Raw genomic sequence first — 21257 nt, 5'->3', positions numbered from 1 at the left:
CGGCTCGGTCATTGAGGACGTCGCACACGGCCCGCGGCCGTGCACGACCTGCCGGTCTTCCGCTCCGGGAACATGCAGGCGCGGCGGCTCAGCGACGACAGCCGACGGCCGGGCCAGAGACGGAGCCGAGCCGCGCAACGTGGCCGGAAACCGGCACGGCCTGTCCAGAACCACGCCCGGCTCAGACGTCCGGCCCCAACGCCCCGCTATCGAGCGCCTCGGAGCGCGTCCGCCAGTCCGGCAGGGCTTCGTCCATCAGGGCGTAGAAGCGCCGGGAGTGGTTGAACTCGAGCAGGTGGCAGAGCTCGTGGACCACCACCAGATCGATCAGCGCCTCGTCGCGCTCGACGAGACGCACGTTGAGGGTCACCTCGCCGCTGCGGGAGCAGCTCCCCCAGCGGCGGCGCATCCGCCGCAGACGCAGCCCCGGCTGGCCGATGGGCCAGTGGGCAAGACGGTCGCACCAGTGTGACAGCCGCTCGGCGAAGACCCGTTCCGCCCGGGTCCGGTAAAAGCGCCGCAGCGCCTCCGCCACCCGGCCCTCGTCCAGCCCCGGCAGCGTCAGCCGCAGCGTCCCGTCGCGGACCTCACCCCCGTAGCGCCCCGCACGCTCCAGGCGTAGCGGGTACTCCACGCCGAGCACCGGGTGCGGAGCCCCCTCCTCCAGCCGCCGCGGCACGGGCAGCCCCGGCAGCGCGCGCTCCACCCAGCTCCGGCGGCTGTCCAGGAACCGCCGCACCACCGCCTCGGGACAGCCCCGGGGCAGGCGCAGCTCCAGCACCGGCCCGGGCAGCAGGTGCAGCGCGATGGTGCGCCGGCGCTGGACGCGCCGCCGCAACGGGATGACCGTCTCGCCGACGGTGAGCGTGCGCGGCAGCACTCAGACCACCAGCACCGGCTCCTGCAGGGCAGCGAGCTGCTCACGCAGGCCCAGCAGGTGTTCTTCCCAGTAGCGCTGCTCCGCGAACCAGGGGAAGGCCCGGGGGAACGCCGGGTCGTGCCAGCGCTGGGCGAGCCAGGCGGCGTAACGCATGACCCGCAGGGTGCGCAGCGCCTCCACCAGGTTGAGCTCGCGGCGGTCGAAGTCACGGAAGTCCTCGTAGCCGGCGAGGATGTCGGAAAGCTGGCCGGTCATCTCGGCGCGGTCGCCGGAGAGCAGCATCCACAGGTCCTGGACCGCGGGCCCGGTGCAGCAGTCGTCCAGGTCGACGATGTGCGGCCCCGCCTCGGTCCAGAGGATGTTGCCGGGGTGGCAGTCGCCGTGGATGGCGATGGACGCGACGCCGCCGGCACGCTCGAAGGCGGCGTCGATGCCGGTGACCAGCTCCGCGGTCACGCTCTCGTAGGCGTCGCGGAGATAGTCCGGGATCCAGCCGCCCGATAACAGGTACTCCCGCGCCGTCGCCGCCGTGCCGGGGTCCAGCTGCGGCCGGTGGCGGAACGTGGTCGCCTCGCCCACGGTGTGGATGCGCCCGAGATAGCGCCCCAGCCACTCCAGCGTGTCCGCGTCGTCGAGCTCGGGGGCGCGCCCGCCGCGACTCGGATACACCGCGAAGCGGAAACCGGCGACGGTATGCAGGGTCTCGCCGCGGTGGCGTATCGGCGCGACCACGGGGATCTCGGCGGCGGCCAGGGCCTCGGCGAAGGCATGCTCCTCGAGGATCGCCGCCTCGCTCCAGCGCTCCGGGCGGTAGAACTTCACCACCACCGGGCGCTGATCCTCGATGCCCACCTGGTAGACCCGGTTCTCGTAGCTGTTGAGCGGGAGCAGGCGGCCATCCACCTCGAAGCCGACGGACTCCAGCGCGTCCAGCACGGTATCCGGGCCGAGGCGGGTGTAGGGATGATCGTCGGCCTGTTCGCTCATCGCCCTCGCCTCGCTGATACCGGACCGCCAGCATGCCGGGCCGGTGCGGCACGCGCAACGCCCGCGGCGGTAACGCTCGCCGTCGCCGGGCGCGTAGAATGCGCACCATGCTGTTACAACTGCGAGACGCCACCGTCACCCTCGGCCCGCGCACGCTCATCGACGGCGCCGGGTTCACCCTGGACGCCGGCGAGCGCGTGGCGCTGATCGGCCGCAACGGCACCGGCAAGAGCACCCTACTGCGCGTGCTCGCCGGCGAACTTCAGCCCGACCACGGCGAGCGCGAGACCCGCCGCGGTCTGCGCGTGGCCACCCTCGACCAGGAGGTCCCCGCCGGCACCGCCGGCCGGGTGTTCGACGTGGTCGCCGACGGCCTCGGCGAGGCCGCCGCACTGCTGCGCCGCCACCACGACGCGGCCGCCGCCATGGCCCGGGGCGAGTCCGGCGCCGAGACCCTCCTGCAGCGCCTGCACGACGAGCTGGAGGCGGCCGAGGCCTGGCAGACGGCGTACCGCGTGGACGCCGTGCTCGAACACCTGGCGCTCCCGGCGGACGCGGAGTTCGAGGCGCTCTCCGGCGGCCTGCGCCGCCGTGTGCTCCTCGCCCGCGCGTTGGTCTCGGCACCGGACGTGCTGCTGCTCGACGAGCCCACCAACCACCTGGACGTGACCACCATCGACTGGCTGGAGGACTTCCTCACCGGGCTGGACTGCGCGATGGTGGTGGTCAGCCACGACCGGCGCTTTCTCGAACGGATCGCCACGCGCATCGTCGAGCTCGACCGCGGCTGGCTGACGAGCTGGCCGGGCAGTTACGCCGAGTACGAACGGCGCAAGGCCGAGGCGCTGGCCGCGGAGGAGAAGGCCAACGCGGAATTCGACCGCAAGCTCGCCCAGGAGGAACGCTGGATCCGCCAGGGCATCAAGGCCCGACGCACCCGCAACGAGGGCCGGGTACGCAACCTCCAGGCGATGCGCCGCGAGCGTGCCCAGCGCCGTGAACGCACCGGCCAGGCCCGTATCGCCATCCAGGAGGCGGAGCGTTCGGGGCGCCTGGTCGCCGAGGCGGAGCACGTGGACTTCGCCTACGACGGCACCCCGGTGGTCAAGGACTTCTCCACGCTGCTGATGCGCGGTGACCGCGTCGGCCTGGTCGGCCCCAACGGCGTGGGCAAGAGCACCCTGCTGAAGCTGCTCCTCGGCGGACTGGAGCCGGACAGCGGCCGGATCCGCCGGGGCACCAACCTCGAGGTGGCGTATTTCGACCAGCACCGCAGCACCCTGGACGAACAGGCCAGCGTGATCGACAACGTCGCCGGCGGCAGCGAGCAGATCACCGTCAACGGCCGGCGCCGCCACGTGATCAGCTACCTGGGGGACTTCCTCTTCGCCCCGGAACGGGCGCGCACCCCGGTGGCCTCGCTCTCCGGCGGCGAGCGTAGCCGGGTGATGCTCGCGCGGCTGTTCGCCGAGCCGGCGAACGTGCTGGTCATGGACGAGCCCACCAACGACCTCGACATCGAGACCCTGGAGCTGCTGGAGGAGCGCATTGCCGCCTTCCAGGGCACCGTGCTGCTGGTCAGCCACGACCGCCGGTTCCTGGACGACACGGTCACCAGCCTGCTGGTATTCGAGGGCGGCGGGCGGATCACCGAGTTCGTCGGCGGCTACAGCGACTGGGCCGAGCACGAACGCCGCCGTGCCGCGGAGCAGGCCCCCGCCGGTGGCCGAAGCGCCCGCCCGGCGGCGTCATCGCAGCAGCGCGGCGGACGCCGCAACCGCAACAAGCTCAGCTACAAGGACCAGCGCGAGCTCGACGCCCTGCCCGCGCGTATCGAGACGCTGGAGGGGGAGATCGAGGAGACCCAGCAGGCCCTCGCGGACCCCGCACTCTACCAGGGCGATCACGGCGAGCGCATCGCCGAACTGAAGGAGACGCTCGCCCGGCTCGAGGACGAGCTCGGCGAGGCCTACGGACGATGGGAGACGCTGGAGGCCGGCGGCGAGGCCTGAGGCGGCCGCCGCCTCAAATGGCTTGGCGCGCCAGACCGCGGGCGTCGGTCAGCGCCTCGACCCGGTCCCAGCCCTGCCAGACCGGGACGAGCTCGCCGGGCAGCGGGCGCAGGTGGCCAAGCTCGCGCCAGCGCTGAGCGGGCTCGTGGAAATCGGAGCCCAGCGACGCCGTCAACCCCAGGCGCAGCGCCCGTGAGCGCGCGGCGTCCAGGTCGCCGGGCCCGCCCCCGCCCACCACCACCTCGATCCCGTCGCCCCCGGCCTCGGCGAAGGCGGTGCACGCCCGGCTGAGCTTGGTGGCGGTGAGACCGTAGCGCGTCGGGTGGGCGAGCACCGCGCGTCCTCCGGCGGCGTGAATGGCCTCGACACCCTCGGTCATGGCGACCCAGCCCGAGCCCACATACGCCCGCCGGCCCCGGGCGAGATAGCGCCGGAAGGCGGCCTGGTGGGAGTCCACCACGCCCCGGGCCACCAGCGCCCGGGCAAAATGCGCGCGCCCGATGGCACCCTCGCCGGCCTCCGCCCGGGCCGCGTTCAGGGCACCGTCCACCCCCGCGCGCTCGAGCTTGTGCGCGATTCGGGCCGCCCGGTCGTCGCGGGCGGCGACCTGGCCGTCGAGGAGCCGGGTCAGCGCCGGGTGCGTCGGGTCCACCCCCAGGGCCACGACGTGCAGGTCGCCGCCGGCCCAGGTCACCGACAGCTCCAGCCCGGGCACGAGCTCGACGCCATGCCGCTGCGCGGCGGCGCCCGCCTCATCGAGACCGGCCACCGTGTCGTGATCGGTCAGTGCCAGTACCCGCACGCCGTTTGCCGCGGCTCGCGCGACCACCTCCGCCGGTGCCAGGGCACCGTCGGAGGCCAGACTGTGGCAGTGCAGATCGATGGCGGACAATACGCCCATTTTGCGCCTTTCCCGGTTACTGCCGCCGGACGGCGGACCAACCAGTCTGCCACACCCCGGTTTCACGCAACACGGCGTCCCGATGAACCCCGTTCACGCTCATCGGGACCGGGATGACGGCCCCGGCGGCGTTGGCTACCGTTGTCAGTGGGAACACCCCAGTGGAGGACAGCAAATATGGCCATCAAGAGTTGGGATCCCCGCAAGCTCCAGGACCACGACATCCAGGGCAGTCGCTTCGAGCATCTGGTCGCCGACGCCTGGGCCGAGGTCCATGAGGACGACGGTCTGCCCGGCCAGTCCGCGGAGGCTTCTTACACCGAAACCGCCTCCGCCAGCGAGAACGGCTCCGACTGGCACGCCACCCATACGCCCTTTGCCAACCTGCGGGACCAGCTCACCCGCCACTGACCTGCGAATCAAGCCCGCCTCCGGGCGGGCTTGAACTCGACCTTCCCCGCCCCCACCTTCCCGGACGCGTGTTGCCTCGCGTCAGCCCGGCTGACTAGACTGCGACGACACACCGTCATCGCCGCCGCGCGCGGCAGACCGGCACCATAAAGAGCGATCCATCCGTCCCGGCTTGCGCGGGGCGCTACAAGCAATCCAAGCACAGGAGCTGCAAGATGAAGATCGAACTGCCCGAACTCCCCTACGCGATGAACGCGCTCGAGCCCCACATCTCCCAGGAGACCCTGGAGTACCACTACGGCAAGCACCACAAGGCCTACGTGGACAAGACCAACGCGCTCATCGAGGGCACGGAATTCGAGCAGATGCCCCTCGAGGACATCATCCGCAAGGCCAGCGGCGGGCTGTTCAACCAGGCCGCCCAGGTCTGGAACCACACCTTCTACTGGAATTCCATGAGCCCCAACGGCGGTGGCGAACCCACGGGCCCGGTCGCCGAGGCGATCAACCAGGCGTTCGGCTCCTTCGAGGACTTCAAGAAGGAGTTCAACGAGAAGACTGCCGGCAACTTCGGCTCCGGCTGGGGCTGGCTGGTCAAGACCGCCGACGGCCGCGTCGAGATCCGCGAGACCGACGACGCGGATACCCCGGTCACCGACACCAGCGTGACCCCGCTGCTGACCTGCGATATCTGGGAGCACGCCTACTACATCGACTACCGCAATGCGCGGCCGAAGTACCTCGAGGCGTTCTGGAACCTCATCAACTGGGAGTTCGTCAACCGCAACTTCAGCGGCTGACAGACCGCGGCGGGGCGGCTTGCCGCCCCGCCGGCGTCTCCCTATAATCGCCTGCAAGGCAGCCGCGCCGTGGCTGCCTTTTTTATTTTCGTCACCCGGGCCCTGTGCAGGCGAAGGGACGCCCCGGGCCGATCCCCTGGCGGGACAGACAGCGAGGCAGGACGAGCATGCAGCCGCGACACTTCCTGACCCTGGACGACTGCACCCCGGAAGAGCTCCTCGGCATCCTCCGGCGCGCCTCCGAGCTGCGCCGGCTGCACGCGGACGGCGCGGTGCACACGCCGCTGACGGGCCGCGTGCTCGGCATGATCTTCGAGAAATCGTCGACGCGCACCCGCGTATCCTTCGAGGCGGGCATGGCCCAGCTCGGGGGCTCGGCGCTGTTCCTCTCGCCACGGGACACCCAGCTCGGCCGCGGCGAACCCATCGAGGACACCGCCCGGGTGATCTCGCGCATGGTCGATGCGGTGATGATCCGCACCAGCGCCCATGACACGGTGACCCGCTTCGCGGACCACTCCCGCGTGCCGGTAATCAACGGCCTCACCGACGACGCCCACCCCTGCCAACTGCTCGCCGACCTGCAGACCTACTTCGAGCACCGCGGCGACATCCGCGGCCGCACGGTGGCCTGGCTCGGCGACGGCAACAACATGTGCCTGTCCTACATGCGGGCCGCCCGGCTGTTCGACTTCCGCCTGCGCATTGCCGCCCCCGAGGGCTATGCCCCGGATCCGTCCCTGGTGGACGGCGACCGCATCAGCCTGACCTCCGACCCGGCGGCGGCGGTGACCGGCGCGGACCTCGTGGTCACCGACGTGTGGGCAAGCATGGGCTTCGAAGCCGAGCAGCAGGAGCGCATCGCCGCGTTCCGCCCCTACCAGGTGGACGCCGGACTGATGGCGCAGGCCGCGGAGGACGCGCTGTTCATGCACTGCCTGCCCGCACACCGCGGCGAGGAAGTCACCGCCGAGGTCCTGGAGGGAGCGCAGAGCGTGGTGTGGGACGAGGCGGAGAACCGCCTGCACGCCCAGAAGGCGCTGCTTGAGTTGCTGCTGCTGAAGGAATGATCGTGGGCCGGTGGACGACGGCAACGGCCCGTGCCCGACGACGTCCGCTGGCCTTGATCCGGGATGTCGCACGCCTTCGGCGCACGACCTACGGCGGCTGAGGGAATGATCGTCCCCGGCGCGGTGACCGGCCATGCGCCCCGACGCACCGGGACGATCCATGATCGCCGTAGGCTGGCAGGAGCGACCTGCCTGCCCGGGATCGCGGCGGATCGGCCTCTGCCGTAGATACCGTCTCGCGTATCAAGCGATTTGCGGGGTATCCGGTGTCTGTTTTTTGATGACGCCGAAGCGGATGTGGACGAGCCTGCGCATGACCGCCCCCGGGGCGGCCATCCTGGCGTTGCCCCGCCGGCGAAGCGCGCGCACGCCGGGGGCGTACGGTCGGCCGCTCAAGGCGGTCGACGTCGCCGGCACCGCAGGACGGGATGTTGGCTGCCGGGAGCAGCCAACCTACAACGCCGGTCTACTCCACGGGCGTTCCGCAAAGGATTCCCGCCAGCAAACCCGGTAACCCGCCCCTACCGTAGGTCGGCTGCTCCCGGCAGCCGACATCCCGCCAGATCGGCCGCGAACCTATCGCTCGGAAGCGATCGACAATCGGCGGTCCGCAACCGGCGCCTACCGGGACCGGGCTAGCGCCGGTCGCCGGTGGCCTCGGCGGCCATCTGCTCGAAGCTGGTATGGCGTACATCCTTGCCGCGGACGAAGTAGACCACGTACTCGCAGATGTTGCGGGCACGGTCACCGATACGCTCCAGCGAACGCGCCGACCACATGATATCCATCACCGGCGAGATCGCCTTGGGGTGATCCTCCATGTACTTCATCAGGTGGCGCATGATGCTGTCGTACTGCGCGTCAGCCGTGATGTCCTCCTGGGCCACCCGCACCGCCTGCTCGGCGTCCATGCGCGCGAACGCATCCAGGGCACCGCGAAGCATGCCCTTGACGTGCTCGCCCAGGGCCTCGATCTCACCCATGGGCCCGCTCTGGCGGTCCGCCTCCAGCAGATGCAGCGCCATGCGGCCGATACGCTCGGCCTCGTCGCCGATACGCTCCAGGTCCGTGATGGTCTTGATCACCGCGAGCACCAGGCGCAGGTCGCTCGCCGTGGGCTGGCGGCGGGCGAGCACCTGGGTGCACTCCTCGTCCAGCTCCACCTCGATGGCGTTGACCTTGTAGTCACTGGTGACGACCTTCTCGCCGCGATCCGTGTCGCCCTCCACCATCGCCACCAGGGCGTCGGCGAGCTGCTGCTCGACCATCCCGCCCATGGCCATGACGCGGTTGAGGATCGCCTCGAGCTCCTCGTTGAACTGCTGGGAGATGTGCTGGGAAATCGATTTCTTGTCCACCATCCTTTCCTACCCCGCTGGACCGGTGCTCAGCCGTAACGCCCGGTAATGTAGTCCTCGGTCTTCTGCTCACGCGGGTTGGTGAACAGCGTGTCGGTATCGTTGAACTCCACGACCCGCCCCAGGTGGAAGAACGCCGTGTAGCCGGCGACACGGGCGGCCTGCTGGAGATTATGGGTCACGATCACGATGGTGTAGTTGTCCTTGAGCTCGTCGATGAGCTCCTCAATGGTGGCGGTCGCCAGCGGGTCCAGCGCCGAGGCGGGCTCGTCCATGAGGATCACCTCGGGGCTCACCGCGATGGCCCGGGCGATGCAAAGGCGCTGCTGCTGGCCGCCGGACAGCGCCGTGCCGGGCGTGTGCAGCCGGTCCGCGACCTCGTTCCACAGCCCCGCGCGGCGGATACTCATCTCCACGAGGTCGTCCATCTCCGAGCGGCCGTTCACGAGCCCGTGGAGCCGCGGGGCGTAGGCGATGTTCTCGTAGATGCTCTTGGGGAACGGGTTGGGCTTCTGGAAGACCATGCCGACGTGGGAGCGCAGCTGCACGACGTCCACGCTCGGGTCGTAGATGTCCTCGCCGTCGAGCTCCACGCGCCCCTCGATGTGCACCCCCGGTACGAGGTCGTTCATGCGGTTGAGGCAGCGCAGGAACGATGACTTGCCGCAGCCCGAGGGCCCGATCAGGGCGGTGACCTGGCGCTCCTGGATATCCATGTTCACGTCGAACAGGGCCTGGGTGTCGCCGTACCACAGGCGCAGGTCCCGGACCTCCACCTTGCTCGGCGGCGTCTCCGAGTGACGGTCCCGTGGGGTCGCGGTGGTGGTGTCTTCGGTATCGATATTCGTCATCTCGGACCGGCTTTCAAGCGTTTCAGCAGAATACATAGCGTTACGGTCCCCTGGCTACCAGCGGCGTTCGAAACGGCGGCGCAGCAGCACGGCGGCCGCGTTCATGGACAGCAGCACGACGAGGAGCACCACGATGCCCGCCGCCGTCTTCTCGACGTAGGCCCGCTCCGGCATGCTCGCCCAGGTGAAGACCTGGGCGGGCAGCACCGTCGCCGCCTGGGTGATGGAGGTCGGTGCATCCGGGATGTAGGCGATCAGGCCGACGATGATCAGCGGCGCCGTCTCGCCGATGGCCTGGGCCAGGCCGATGATCGTGCCGGTGAGGATCCCCGGCAGCGACAACGGCAGGACGTGATCGCGCACCACCTGCCAGCGCGTCGCCCCCATGGCCAGTGCACCCAGCCGGATCGGATCGGGCACCGCGCGCAGCGCGGCCCGCGAGGAGATGATGATGATCGGCAGCGTCATCAGCCCGATGGTCAGCCCGCCCACCAGGGCGGAGGAACGCGGCACGCCGAAGAAGTTGATGAACACCGCCAGCCCCAGCAGGCCGAAGAGTATCGACGGCACCGCGGCAAGGTTGTTGATGTTCACCTCGATGGTCTGCGTGAGGCGGTTGTCCGGCGCGAACTCCTCGAGGTAGACGGCGGTCATCACGCCGATCGGAAAGGCGAACAGGAACGTCAGCACCAGCAGATAGATCGAGCCCACCGCCGCGGACCAGATGCCCGCCATCTCCGGCAGCTTGGAGTCGCCGTTGGTGAAGAACGGCGTATTGAACGCCGTACGCAGCCGCCCGCTTTGCTCCAGCTCGTGGACGGTCTGCACGACGTCATCATCGAGCTTGTTGGTATGCCCCTTGCGGAACTGGTCGATGTCGGACTTAGCCGGCACCCAGCGCTCCACGGTGGTCCCCAGCAGGTCCGGGTTCTTCTCGACCTCCTGCGGGATCACCCGGAGAACGCCGCGGGAGACGACGGGTCGGAGCTTGTCGGAGACCGCCAGCGGCGGCAGCTCCACCGTGTCCTGGCTGTAGGTGATCTGCGCCTTGACCTCGGTGTAGTAGAACGCCGGCAGCCCCTGGTTGAGGATGTCGGCGAAGAACGCCACCAGGAACGCCACCGCGAGCAGGATCGCGCCGCCGCAGATAGTGCGAAAGCGCCGCTCGGCACGATAGCGCCGGCGCAGGAGTGGATTATCCCTGGAACCCTTGAGTTTCATGCGCTGGCCCCGTTCAGTCGTACTGCTGCTTGAAACGCCGGACCATCACGGCGCTGATCACGTTGAGCGAGAGGGTGATGATGAACAGCACCAGCCCCAGGCCGAACGCCGAGAGCGTCGCCGGGCTGTTGAACTCCTGGTCCCCCGTGAGGGCGTCGACGATACGCACGGTAACGGTGGTCATCGCCTCCAGCGGGTTCGCGGTCAGGTTCGGGCGCAGGCCAGCGGCCATAACCACGATCATCGTCTCGCCCAGCGCCCGGGAGACACCCAGCAGCGTCGCCGAGACAATGCCCGGCGTGGCCGCCGGCAGCAGGATCTGCTTGATGGTCTCGCTCTTGGTGGTGCCGAGGGCGTAGGCCCCCTCCCGCAGGCTCTGGGGGATGGCGTTGATGACGTCGTCGGACAGCGAGGAGATGAAGGGGATGATCATGATACCCATCACCAGGCCCGGCGAGAGGATGTTGTTGTAGGAGGCATCCAGCCCGAAGAACGCCGCGATGTCCACGATCAGCGGGCTCACCGTGATCGCGGCAAAAAAGCCGTAGACGACCGTAGGGATGCCCGCGAGCACCTCCAGCACCGGCTTGGCCATGCCGCGGACACGGCGGCTGGCGTACTCGGACATGAAGATCGCCGAGAACAGGCCCACCGGCAGCGCCACGGCCATAGCGATCAGCGTGACCATGAAGGTGCCCGCGAACAGCGGCACCGAACCGAAGGTATAGCCCGAGGACCCCGCCTCGCCGGCGCGTCCGGCACCGACCAGGAACGCCTTGTCCGGCGCCCACTCCGTGCCGGTCACGAAGTTCCAGAGGCTGACGACCTTGAAGAAGCGGATCGCCTCGAAAACGATGGACAGCACGATGGCGATGGTGGTGGCGATGGACACCAGCGCCGCGGCGAGCAGCAGCCAGCGCACCAGCCGATCCAGGTGATTGCGTGCACGCAGCCCCGGGCGGATCTGGTGCAGCCCCGCGGCGAGGCCGCCCGCGGCCAGCACCAGGGCCGCGGTGAAGGTCATCGCCACCGGCGGGTGGGCGATACCCAAAAGCCCGGCGAAGCTCGCCACCAGGGCCACCGCGATGGCCGGCATGGCCATCCAGACGACGGCGTACCAGCCGTACTGCTGCGGCCGCGAGTGCATGCGCTCGCCGCCGCCGCGTGCCAGCGCCACCGCGCGCCGCCGCCCCATGACGAAGGCGGCATAACTGAGGGGGATCAGGCCCCCGAAGAACACCAGGATCGCATTACCCGTATCCACCGGGCCCTCCGTTCAGCGTCTGCACCGCGGGTCGAGACTGGGCGCAAGCCTAAGGCAAACGCGCGCGAGCGCAACCCCTACCAAAGAAACCGGCCACCCCAGGGATGGCCGGTTCCAGCCGCCGGGCACTGCCACCGAGGGTGATAGCGCCCGGCTCCAGCTCACCGCTGTTACTTGAGCTCGGAGAGCTTCAGCGGCTCGAGGTTCTTCACCACCTCGCGGTACTTGTCCTGCACGGCGCTCGGCAGCGGGATCAGGCCAAGGTCCTTGAGGTAGCCGACCCGGCTGATCATCTTCTTGCTCATGAACAGGTTGGCGTACTCCTGGATGCCCGGGACCTGGCCGACGTGGGCGTTCTTGATGTAGAAGTACAGGCTGCGCGAGACCGGGTAGTCACCCGAGGAGATCTTCTCCGGCTCCGGCTCGACGCCATCGATGGAGACACCCATGATCTTGTCGGTGTTCTCCTCGAGGAAGCTGTAGCCGAAGATGCCGAACGCATCGGTGTTCTGGGCCAGCTTCTGGACGATCAGGTTGTCGTTCTCGCCGGAGGGCACGTAGGCGCCGTCCTGGCGGATATCGGTGTAGCCGCCGCCGTAGGCGTCGATGTCCTCGGACGCGGCCTCCATGACCAGCTCCTCGAAGGCGTCGCGGGTGCCGGAGGAGGTCGGCGGGCCGTAGATCACGATCTCGCGGTCCGGGAGGCTGGAGTCAATCTGGTTCCAGTTGGTGTAGGGGTTGTCCACCAGCTTGCCGTCCTGCGGCACCTTGGCGGCCGTCGCCAACAGCAGCTGCTCGCGGGTCAGGTTGATCGGCTCGTCGTCCGCGGACTGGGCGAAGACGATGCCATCGTAACCGATGACCGTCTCGGTGATTTCGGTCACACCGTTGTCCTGGCAGCGCTGGAACTCGCTGACCTTGATGCGGCGCGAGGCGTTGGTGATGTCCGGGGTATCCTCGCCGGCGCCCTCGCAGAAGAGCTTCAGGCCGCCGCCGGAGCCCGTGGACTCGATGACCGGCGTGGGGAAATCGGTGGTGGCACCGAACTCCTCGACCACGTAGCTCGCGAAGGGATAGACCGTGCTCGAGCCGACGATGCGGATCTGATCACGCGCCTGCGCACCGGTAGCGCCAGCGCCCAGAGTGATCACGGCGGCAGCCGCGATGGCGGACTTCTTCCAGGTCTGCATCAGGTAACTCCTCGTTGACGTCGGGCAGATATCCCCCGTTCGGGGGCCTGGCAACGTGGCCCGGCCTGTTTTTCCCGCCGGGCAACTGGGCGCAAAGTCTAGGCATGGAAAATGACAAACATGTGAACGCGAGGCTGAAGTTCGATGGCAGCCCGCACCCGGACTCCGCACCGCACCCTCTAGCAGCGCACCCCGGACGGGTCCATGCGTCAGATCACGCCCGCCGACCGGCGGCCGCCACGGGGGCAGGAAAGTGCCCGCGGGTGGCGTTGGCGATGCGCACCAGCGCGAGCATCAGCGGCACCTCCACGAGCACGCCCACCACCGTCGCCAGCGCCGCCCCCGACTGCAGCCCGAACAGCGCGATGGCCACCGCCACCGCGAGCTCGAAGAAATTGCTCGCCCCGATCATCGCACCGGGCGCCGCCACGCAGTGCGGCACCCGCCAGGCCCGCGCCCAGCCGTAGGCAAGGAAGAAGATCAGGAAGGTCTGCACGACCAGCGGCACCGCGATAAGCGCGATGTGCAGCGGCGCCCGCAGGATCACCTCGCCCTGAAAGGCGAACAGCAGCACCAGGGTAATGATCAGCCCCGCCGGGGTCACCGGGGCGATCCGGGCGAGGAAGACCTGCTCGTACCAGTCACCGCCGCGCCGCGCGGTAAGCGCCCGCCGTGTGAGATAGCCGGCGGACAACGGGATGACGATGTACAGCACCACCGACAGCGCCACCGTGTCCCAGGGCACCTGGATGCTGGAGACCCCGAGCAGGAACACCACGATGGGCGCAAAGGCGAACAGCATGATGAGGTCGTTGAGCGCGACCTGCACCAGCGTGTAAGCGGCGTCCCCGCGGGTGAGCGTGCTCCAGACGAACACCATCGCCGTGCAGGGCGCCGCCCCCAGCAGGATCGCGCCCGCGAGGTATTCGTTCGCCAGCGGCACCGGGATGAGCGGCGCGAAGACCACCTTCAGGAATAACCACGCTATGGCGAACATGGTGAACGGCTTGATCAGCCAGTTCACGGTGGTGGTGATGATCAGCCCGCGGGGCTGGTGGCGCACGCCGATGACCGCGGTGAAATCGATCTGCGCCATCATCGGGAAGATCATCGCCCAGATCAGCACCGCCACGGGGATCGACACGTGGGCATATTCCCAGCGCGCCAGGGCCTCGGGCACCGCCGGTGCAAACTGGCCCAGGGCGACCCCCGCCGCGATGGCCAGCGCCACCCACACGGAGAGGAAACGCTCGAATACGCCCATCCCCTCGCTGACGGCCGGTGCGGCGGTCTGTGTCTGTTGCTCGGCGTTCAAGGCGCCCCTCCTGTTGCCCGGCGCCTCACAGGGCGCGCTGATTGACCCGCGCCGAGAGCGCGTCAGCACTCTCGCGACGCTCGGAGTAGCGGTCGGTGAGTGCCCCGACACGGTCCCGGACCAGCCAGGTGAAGCGCACCAGTTCTTCCATGACGTCGACGATCCGGTCGTAGTACGGGGACGGTTTCATGCGATCGTCGTCCCCGAACTCCATGAAGGCCTTCGGCACCGACGACTGGTTGGGGATGGTGAGCATCCGCATCCAGCGCCCGAGCACGCGGAGCTGGTTGACCGCGTTGAACGACTGGGAGCCACCGCTGACCTCCATCACCGCCAGGGTCTTGCCCTGGGTCGGTCGCACGGCGCCCAGCGACAGCGGGATCCAGTCGATCTGCGCCTTGATGACGCCGGTCATCGCCCCGTGACGCTCCGGCGAGCACCACACCATGCCCTCCGCCCAGGTGGCGAGGTCGCGGAGCTCCTGGACCTTCGGATGCGCCGCATCCCCGGCGTCCGGCAGCGGCAGGCCGCTCGGGTGGAAGATGCGCGGCTCCGCGCCCATGGCCCGGAGCAGTCGCGTCGCCTCCTCGACCACGAGCCGGCTGAACGAGCGTTCCCGCAGCGAGCCGTAAAGCAGCAGGATACGCGGCGGGTGCGTCACCTCCGGCTTCAGGCCAAGCTCGGCGGGGTCCGGCGCACGGAACAGCTCCGGGTCGATATTGGGCAGGTCTTCATGCGCCATCGTCGTCACCCTCGTTGAGAAGCCGTGACACGCGCTCGCGGATTCCGTCACGGCAGGCGTGAAAGATGGCCCGGAGCGTGTCCCCGTCGCCATCGGCCCGGGCCGGGTCGTCCACGGCCCAGTGCACCCGTCGGGTGCCCGGCGGCAGGACCGGGCAATGCTCGTCGGCGTGTCCGCAGACGGTGACCACAAGATCAGCCCACTGCAGGTCCTCGCCGGTCAGCCGATGGGAGGCCTGCCCGGAGATATCCACACCGGCGTCGGCCATCGCCTCCACCGCCCGCGGGTGCAGCCCGTGGGCCTCGATGCCGGCGGAGCGCACGTCAACACGCTCACCACCGAGATGACGGGCCCATCCCTCGGCCATCTGGGAGCGGCAGGCGTTGCCGGTGCACAGGAACAGAATGCGGCGTTTCACGATTCCACGGCCCCCCGCTCAGCCACAGCGCGCGCCCGGGCGCTCCGGCATGGCGTCCAGGCGGTCCCGGTCGGCCGTGAATGGTGCCCGCGCCGCCAGCTCGCAAGCGGTGCTCTCCAGCACCCGCAGCTGCCAGGCGGGCAGGGACGGGGCGATCCGGTAATGGATCCACGCCCCTTCGCGGCGATCGCGTACCAGTCCGGCCTCACGCAGCGACGCCAGGTGGCGTGACATCTTCGGCTGGGAGACTCCGATCGCCGCGGTCAGCTCGCACACGCACAGCTCCCCGGCCGCATGCAGCAGCATGACCGCCCGTAACCGTGTCTCGTCACCCAATGCCCGGAAAAACGCCGAAGCGGCGCCGTCCATGACCCCGGTTACCGTCGCCGGCTCCCCCATGCATTCACCTCCATATCCCACGGCACAGCACCACCGGCCAATCCGGCACGCCAGTCCGTGAGGTTGTACCCCGGGAATATATTTGGATATTCGTATATACGCAATTACAGATATATTACCCGGGCCACGCTGGCTGCCAGTGACGACGCTGCCCGATGGGACATGGCGGCGAACGCCAGCGGGGCCGGTCGTCCGGACGGCACGGGGTTAACCGCGCCATCAAGGGATGCACGGCGCCGGAACCGGTGAACGGTCAGTGCCGGCGCTCGGCAGCCCCCGCACGGACCCGCCGGTAGACCGGAAACAGGCAGCAGAAGGTGCTGCCCTCGCCCACCCGGCTCTGGATGTCGAGCCGCGCACCGTGGCGCGAGAGCACGTGCTTGACGATGGCGAGCCCCAGCCCGGTGCCGCCGGAAGCCTGGCTGCGGCCACCGTCGACGCGGTAGAAGCGCTCGGTGAGGCGCGGGACGTGGTGGGCGGGGATGCCGGGCCCGGTATCCGCGACGCACAGGCCGGCGCCGCCCGCGCCCTCCTGCCAGCGCACGTCGATGTGCCCGCCCTCGGGGGTGTACTTCACCGCGTTGACCACGAGATTGCTGAACGCACTGCGCAACTCGCCCTCGTCGCCCTCCACCACCAGGGCCGGATCCGCGGTGAGGTGGATGACGTGCCGCCCGTCGCTGAGCGCCCGGGCCTCCTCCACCACGCCTTCGAGCATCGCGGCAACGTCCACCTGCCGCGGCTCGCGGGGCCGGTCAGCGGTCTCCAGGCGGGAGAGCAGGAGCAGATCGTCGATCAGCCGTCCCATACGCCGGGTCTGCTGGTCGATGAGCTCCAGCGAGCGGCTGATCTCCTCCGGCTCGCCGCCGAACTCCGCCAGCGTCTCGGACAGGCCCTGGATCACGGTCAGCGGGGTGCGCAGCTCGTGGGTGATGTTGGCGACGAAGTCCCGCCGGATCACCTCCAGGCGGTGCACGCGGGTGACGTCGCGGGCCAGCAGCAGGCGCCGGTCCTCGCCGTAGGGCACGATCCGGATCTCCAGGGTGAGCTCCTCGTCCACCGGCGAGGGGATCTTCACCGCCTCGTGGGTCTGTCCATTGGCGAGGAATTCGGCGAAGTCGGGATGACGCAGGAGGTTGGCGACACGCTGCCCCTGATCCAGCGGCCAGCGCAGCCCCAGGTAGCGCGCCGCCTGCGGGTTCCACCACTCCATCTCGCCACCGGCACGGAGAACGACGGCCGCGTCCGGCAGGGCGTCGCTGGAGGCCTTGAAGCGGTGCAGCAGCGAGACCAGACGCCGTCGACGGCGGACCTGGGCGCGCTGGCGGCGAAACAGCAGCTCCGCGATATGCGCCCAGACCCCCTCCAGCCGCGGCGGATGGACCCGGCGGCCCTGGCGGACCCAGCGCTCCAGGCGCATGAGCATACGCCCCTGCCACGCGATCCAGGCGAGCAGCACCAGCGCCAGCACCATCCACGGACGGCCGGCGAGTGCACCCACGACGAGCGCCCCCGCGACCATCAGGGCCACCTGCAGCCAGGCCTCCGGCCAGGGGTTGCGCGGCATCATCGGGGCGGCGCCGGGACGGTCACGCCTGGGCGGAGAAGCGGTAGCCCGTGCCCCGGACCGTCTGCACCAACCCGGCGTGGCCGGTGGGCTCCAGGCCCTTGCGCAGCCGACGCACGTGGACGTCCACGGTGCGCTCCTCGACGTAGACGTTGGTGCCCCAGACGTTGTCGAGGAGCTGCGAGCGGGTGAACACCCGTTCCGGGTGGGTCATGAAGAAGTGCAGCAGCCGGAACTCGGTGGGCCCCAGCTCCACGCTGTCCTCACCCGCATTGACCCGGTGACTGACAGGATCGAGCCGCAGCCCCTCCACCTCCACCGGCGACTCGCCGGCAGTGGGCTGGGTACGGCGCAGCACCGCCTTGATCCGCGCGATCACCTCCCGCGGGGAGAAGGGCTTGCTGATGTAGTCGTCCGCGCCGGTGTCGAGGCCGCGCACACGGTCCTCCTCCTCGCCGCGGGCCGTAAGCATGATGATGGGGATGTCGCGGAAGTCGGGACGGCGCTTGAGCCCGCGGGCAAAATCGAGCCCGCTCTGGCCCGGCAGCATCCAGTCCAGCAGGACCAGATCCGGGCGCGCCAGGCGCATCGCCGCCTCGGCATCCTCCGCCGATTCGGCGTGACGGACCTCGAAGCCGGCACGGCCCAGGCCCATGGCGATCATCTCGCGGATCGGTGCCTCGTCCTCGACGATCAGAATGCTCGCAGCCATAACTCATCCATCCTCTGAGATCGCGCGGCATTATCCACGTAAAAGGTGACAGCACCATGACAGGAGCCCGCCGTCTCAGGAACGCTCCAGTATGCCCTCCGGGGCCGCCGCCTCCTCCTCCGCCGCACCGGACCGAAGCCCTCTCCGGACATCCTCGCAGGTGGCGCGGGCGAGTTCGCTGCGGCCGAGCTCTTCGGTGGTCCGGGGCGGCCCGACCGTCACCGTCACGGTCAGCCGGGGATAGCCCGCCACCTGCCAGAGGTTGGTGACTAGGCTCTGATCGTCGGTAAAGGGCACGGCCTCGGCGTGACCGTCGTCGGTATGGTAACGCAGTGCCACCGCCTGCACCGGCGCACCGGCATCAATGGCCGCCTGGTAGAGCCGGGCGCGAAACGGGCGCACCCCGAGCCCGTCACCGGTGGTCCCCTCCGGGAAGAAGAGCACGCGGGCACCGGCATGCAGGCGATCGCGCATGGCCGCCACCGCACGCGCCGCGGCCGCCTGACGCCCGCGCTCGATATAGACCGTCCCCAGCGCCGTCGCCGCCTGCCCGATCACCGGCCAGCGGCGTACCTCCGACTTGCTCAGAAAGGCCACCGGCCAGAGCGCGGCGAGGCACACGATATCCAGCCACGAGACGTGGTTGGAGACCAGTAGCACCGGTCCAGGCACCGGGCGGTCGCCGCGCACGACCAGCCGCGCACCCAGCAGCCGGCAAAGGCCCCGGCACCACTGGCGCTGCGCCCAGCGGCCGAGCCCGTGGGGCGGCACGCCGGCGCGGCGCTCCAGCGCCACCGCGGAAACGATCCAGACCCCGCCGATCAGCGTGTACACTCCGGCGAGGACGACCCGCAGCAGTCGTCTCATTCCGCGTAGATCTCCCTCAGCGAGGCGATGACACGCTCCAGCGCCTGGTCGAACGCCGCCACCTCCTCGAGCTCCACCACGTCGGCATCACGCACCGCCCGGGCCATCTCCGCCGCCGCGTACTCGGCGACGCGGAAACCGGCACGGTTCACGAACACGTAACGCCGTCCCTCGTCGAGACGCGCGGAGAGCTTGGCGCGGACCACCGGATCGTGGTCGCGCAGCTCGAACCAGCTTCCCACCGCGAGGGACTCCACTCGTGCCATGTCCTCGGCGTCGGGTGGACGCTGGCCCCAGCCCGCGGCCGCCGCCGGCGCCTCCGCGCTGCGTGAGGGCGCGGGCTCGTCGGCGCCCTCGTCCCCGGCCGGGTCCTCACCGGGTGTCAGGCAACGCAGGTGTACCGACTCCAGGTCGCGGAACAGCTGGGTCATCTCGTGGGGGTTGTACATGATGCCGTTCAGGCCCTCGCGGAGATCTTGGAGCAGCCGGGGCATGAGCTGGAGCATGCGCTGGCGCTCGTCGGCGTCGCGCTTCGGGCGCACGCTCCAGAGCAGCTCGTCCATGACCGTGAGCTGGCGCCGCCACGTCTCGCTCTCGCGGCCCTCGCGCACGGCGGTGATGAACAGCACCCGGAACCACGCCTCCTCGAGCAGCCGGACCACCACCGCCGGTACTCGCTGCTGGCCGAGTCGCTCCTCCACCGCCGACTGGACCGCCTCGCGGGCGATCTCCACGCGCAGGTTGCCCTCGGCGGTCTGGCGGGTACGCTGCTCGATGACCCGGGCACGCTCCTGCTCGCGCTCGACGAAATAGCGTATGTCCCGGAGCGCGACGTCGAAGACACGAACGTCGTCCTGGTAGCGGGTGACCACGCGCTCGACCACCTCCACCACCTTGCAGTAGAGCGGATCGGTGTCCAGGTCCTGGGGCTCGGTCCAGCCCGTGGCGGCGCCGGCGAGCTCGTTGATCAGGCGGCGGGCGGGGTGCTCGGGCTGGCTGAAGAGCTTGCGGTCGCGCAGTGCCACCCGCAGCACGGGGATCTGCAGCCGCGCTATCACCACCCGCAGCGAGGGCGCCAGGCGCGGATCGGCAAGCAGGTTGTCGAAGAGCATGCTCACCAGGTCGATGACGTCGTCCACCGATGCATCGAGCGCGGTCGCGTGCCCGTGCTCGTCCAGCCAGTGATTGACCCGGGCCTTGATCCGCTCCGGGTCCGTCTCCTCGCTGCCGAGCACCTCCTGCTGCAGCGCCGAGAGTGCGCGCAGGACGACCCGGCGATCCGCGATACCGCCGCCGGTGACTCCGCCGGCACCGGATCCGCCGGGGCCGGCCGCGGGACCGCCGCCAGAACCGGAACCGCCGCCCGGCCCGCCGGGTGCACCGCCACCGCCCGGCACTACCGCGGGGCGGACCTGGTGTTTCATGCGGCGCATCAGGCGGTAGAGCAGCTCGGCGACACCACGATCGTCGTCGGCGTCATCGTCACCGGCGTCCGGCGGCGTCGGCTGAGCCGGCTCCGCGGCATCCCGCGTCTCCTCCGGGGTCTCGTCCTCCGGCTGCTCCGCGCGGTCGCGCTTGTCCGCCCGTGCCCCCGCCGCCTCGAGCTTGGCGTCAACGGCCTTGAGCACGCGGGGCAACTCCAGATCGAGGGTGCGCTCGAAGAGCTTGTAGAGGATCAGGCGTGGATTGAGGGCGATGTCCACGTCCTGCATCGCCAGGGAGAAGGCCAGCACGACCGTGTGGGGATGGAACGGGCTGGCGTCCGAGGGAAGATCGTCGATGTCGAGCAGGTCGCGCAGGCGCGCGTCGACGCTGCCGACGAACACGCCGTGACGGCCACGCAGGCGGGTAGTCGCCGACTCGATGGCGACCTCCTCCTCGAGGCGGCGGTCATCCATGAGGGCGAGGTCCTCGCCGTCGGCAGCGCCGGCACCCGCGCGCGGGCGCAGCGGGGTGGGACGATGGCGGGCGAGGCCGGTGAACAGCCATTCCAGGGTCTCGCGGAAATGCGCGACCACGAGCCGCCGCTGCAGGCGGAGCTCGCGCATGGCCTGGAAGTAGGCCTCCTGGGTCTCTGCCTCTGTGGCGCGCTCGGCGCGCTCGAAGAGGACGTCGTCGCTCCGGTCGAGGGTCCGGGTCGCGGTGCGCACCAGACGTTCGGTGGCGAGATGGCGCAGGTCCTGCACGACCTCGGAGACGCGCTGGCGGTGCCCGTCCCTCAGGTACACGACCTTGTCATCGGCGTTCATAACCCTCCCATCGTGCTGAGCCCCCTGGGACGCAATCCCGGCA

Annotated in this window: 20 protein-coding genes; 4 read left to right on the top strand and 16 right to left on the bottom strand. The window is 69.7% G+C overall.

Translation table 11 applies throughout. The annotated features are described in order from the left end of the window. Positions 1 to 181: 181 nt before the first annotated feature. Both C516_RS19070 and C516_RS0108640 read right to left on the bottom strand, forming a co-directional pair. Entirely contained in the window at positions 182 to 880 is a 699-nt protein-coding gene (locus tag C516_RS19070; protein ID WP_018717976.1) for a M48 family metallopeptidase, read from the bottom strand. Next, the gene (locus C516_RS0108640) at positions 881 to 1867 is read right to left on the bottom strand and encodes a serine/threonine protein kinase (protein WP_018717975.1); all 987 of its coding nucleotides are present in this window, start codon (positions 1865 to 1867) and stop codon (positions 881 to 883) included. Between the two features lie 98 nt (positions 1868 to 1965). Here C516_RS0108640 and C516_RS0108635 point away from each other — a divergent pair, with 98 nt between their 5' ends. Beyond that, entirely contained in the window at positions 1966 to 3879 is a 1914-nt protein-coding gene (locus C516_RS0108635) for an ATP-binding cassette domain-containing protein (RefSeq protein ID WP_018717974.1), read from the top strand. Positions 3880 to 3892: 13 nt separating this feature from the next. Here the strand turns inward: C516_RS0108635 and C516_RS0108630 are convergent, their stop codons facing one another. Then, a complete protein-coding gene (locus C516_RS0108630; protein ID WP_018717973.1) occupies positions 3893 to 4780 on the bottom strand; it encodes a PHP domain-containing protein in 888 nt (295 codons plus the stop codon). Between the two features lie 177 nt (positions 4781 to 4957). Here C516_RS0108630 and C516_RS0108625 point away from each other — a divergent pair, with 177 nt between their 5' ends. The 3 genes from C516_RS0108625 to argF all read left to right on the top strand — a co-directional run bounded on the left by C516_RS0108625 (position 4958) and on the right by argF (position 7061). Next, positions 4958 to 5191: a hypothetical protein gene (locus tag C516_RS0108625; protein WP_018717972.1), complete on the top strand. Its 234-nt coding sequence runs from the start codon at positions 4958 to 4960 to the stop codon at positions 5189 to 5191. Positions 5192 to 5406: 215 nt separating this feature from the next. Beyond that, positions 5407 to 5991 (top strand): superoxide dismutase, encoded by a 585-nt coding sequence (locus tag C516_RS0108620; protein ID WP_018717971.1) that lies wholly within the window; start codon positions 5407 to 5409, stop codon positions 5989 to 5991. Between the two features lie 167 nt (positions 5992 to 6158). After that, positions 6159 to 7061 (top strand): ornithine carbamoyltransferase, encoded by a 903-nt coding sequence (gene argF, locus C516_RS0108615; protein WP_018717970.1) that lies wholly within the window; start codon positions 6159 to 6161, stop codon positions 7059 to 7061. 635 nt (positions 7062 to 7696) lie between these two features. On the opposite strand, the gene phoU is transcribed toward argF, so the two are convergent. From phoU to C516_RS0108550, 13 genes are all read right to left on the bottom strand, one after another. Then, a complete protein-coding gene (gene phoU / locus C516_RS0108610; protein WP_018717969.1) occupies positions 7697 to 8422 on the bottom strand; it encodes a phosphate signaling complex protein PhoU in 726 nt (241 codons plus the stop codon). 26 nt (positions 8423 to 8448) lie between these two features. After that, positions 8449 to 9270 (bottom strand): phosphate ABC transporter ATP-binding protein PstB, encoded by an 822-nt coding sequence (gene pstB / locus C516_RS0108605; protein WP_018717968.1) that lies wholly within the window; start codon positions 9268 to 9270, stop codon positions 8449 to 8451. 54 nt (positions 9271 to 9324) lie between these two features. Continuing rightward, complete coding sequence (gene pstA, locus C516_RS0108600) at positions 9325 to 10491, bottom strand: phosphate ABC transporter permease PstA (RefSeq protein WP_018717967.1); 1167 nt, start codon at positions 10489 to 10491, stop codon at positions 9325 to 9327. Positions 10492 to 10504: 13 nt separating this feature from the next. Continuing rightward, on the bottom strand, positions 10505 to 11755 hold the full coding sequence (pstC, locus tag C516_RS0108595; protein ID WP_018717966.1) for a phosphate ABC transporter permease subunit PstC: 1251 nt from the start codon (positions 11753 to 11755) through the stop codon (positions 10505 to 10507). Positions 11756 to 11925: 170 nt separating this feature from the next. After that, positions 11926 to 12945, bottom strand: coding sequence for a PstS family phosphate ABC transporter substrate-binding protein (locus tag C516_RS0108590; RefSeq protein WP_018717965.1), 1020 nt, complete (start codon positions 12943 to 12945; stop codon positions 11926 to 11928). Positions 12946 to 13159: 214 nt separating this feature from the next. After that, positions 13160 to 14209, bottom strand: a complete 1050-nt coding sequence (gene arsB / locus C516_RS0108585; RefSeq protein WP_084594147.1) for an ACR3 family arsenite efflux transporter — start codon at positions 14207 to 14209, stop codon at positions 13160 to 13162. 76 nt (positions 14210 to 14285) lie between these two features. After that, positions 14286 to 15002 (bottom strand): arsenical resistance protein ArsH, encoded by a 717-nt coding sequence (gene arsH / locus C516_RS0108580; RefSeq protein WP_018717963.1) that lies wholly within the window; start codon positions 15000 to 15002, stop codon positions 14286 to 14288. After that, entirely contained in the window at positions 14992 to 15420 is a 429-nt protein-coding gene (locus C516_RS0108575) for an arsenate reductase ArsC (RefSeq protein ID WP_018717962.1), read from the bottom strand. Before C516_RS0108575 ends, arsH begins: the two co-directional genes overlap by 11 nt. An 18-nt stretch (positions 15421 to 15438) precedes the next feature. After that, on the bottom strand, positions 15439 to 15819 hold the full coding sequence (locus tag C516_RS0108570) for a metalloregulator ArsR/SmtB family transcription factor (protein ID WP_018717961.1): 381 nt from the start codon (positions 15817 to 15819) through the stop codon (positions 15439 to 15441). 253 nt (positions 15820 to 16072) lie between these two features. Further along, complete coding sequence (gene phoR, locus C516_RS0108565) at positions 16073 to 17389, bottom strand: phosphate regulon sensor histidine kinase PhoR (RefSeq protein WP_018717960.1); 1317 nt, start codon at positions 17387 to 17389, stop codon at positions 16073 to 16075. A 19-nt stretch (positions 17390 to 17408) separates the two neighbouring features. After that, on the bottom strand, positions 17409 to 18098 hold the full coding sequence (phoB, locus tag C516_RS0108560; protein WP_018717959.1) for a phosphate regulon transcriptional regulator PhoB: 690 nt from the start codon (positions 18096 to 18098) through the stop codon (positions 17409 to 17411). 75 nt (positions 18099 to 18173) lie between these two features. Further along, positions 18174 to 18965, bottom strand: coding sequence for a lysophospholipid acyltransferase family protein (locus C516_RS19065; protein ID WP_018717958.1), 792 nt, complete (start codon positions 18963 to 18965; stop codon positions 18174 to 18176). Next, the gene (locus tag C516_RS0108550; RefSeq protein WP_018717957.1) at positions 18962 to 21214 is read right to left on the bottom strand and encodes a DUF1631 family protein; all 2253 of its coding nucleotides are present in this window, start codon (positions 21212 to 21214) and stop codon (positions 18962 to 18964) included. The genes C516_RS19065 and C516_RS0108550 overlap by 4 nt, the downstream gene beginning before the upstream one ends. Positions 21215 to 21257: the final 43 nt, after the last annotated feature.

Source organism: Arhodomonas aquaeolei DSM 8974, from assembly GCF_000374645.1.
Classification (GTDB): domain Bacteria; phylum Pseudomonadota; class Gammaproteobacteria; order Nitrococcales; family Nitrococcaceae; genus Arhodomonas; species Arhodomonas aquaeolei.
This window is presented reverse-complemented; position numbering and strand designations above follow the sequence as displayed.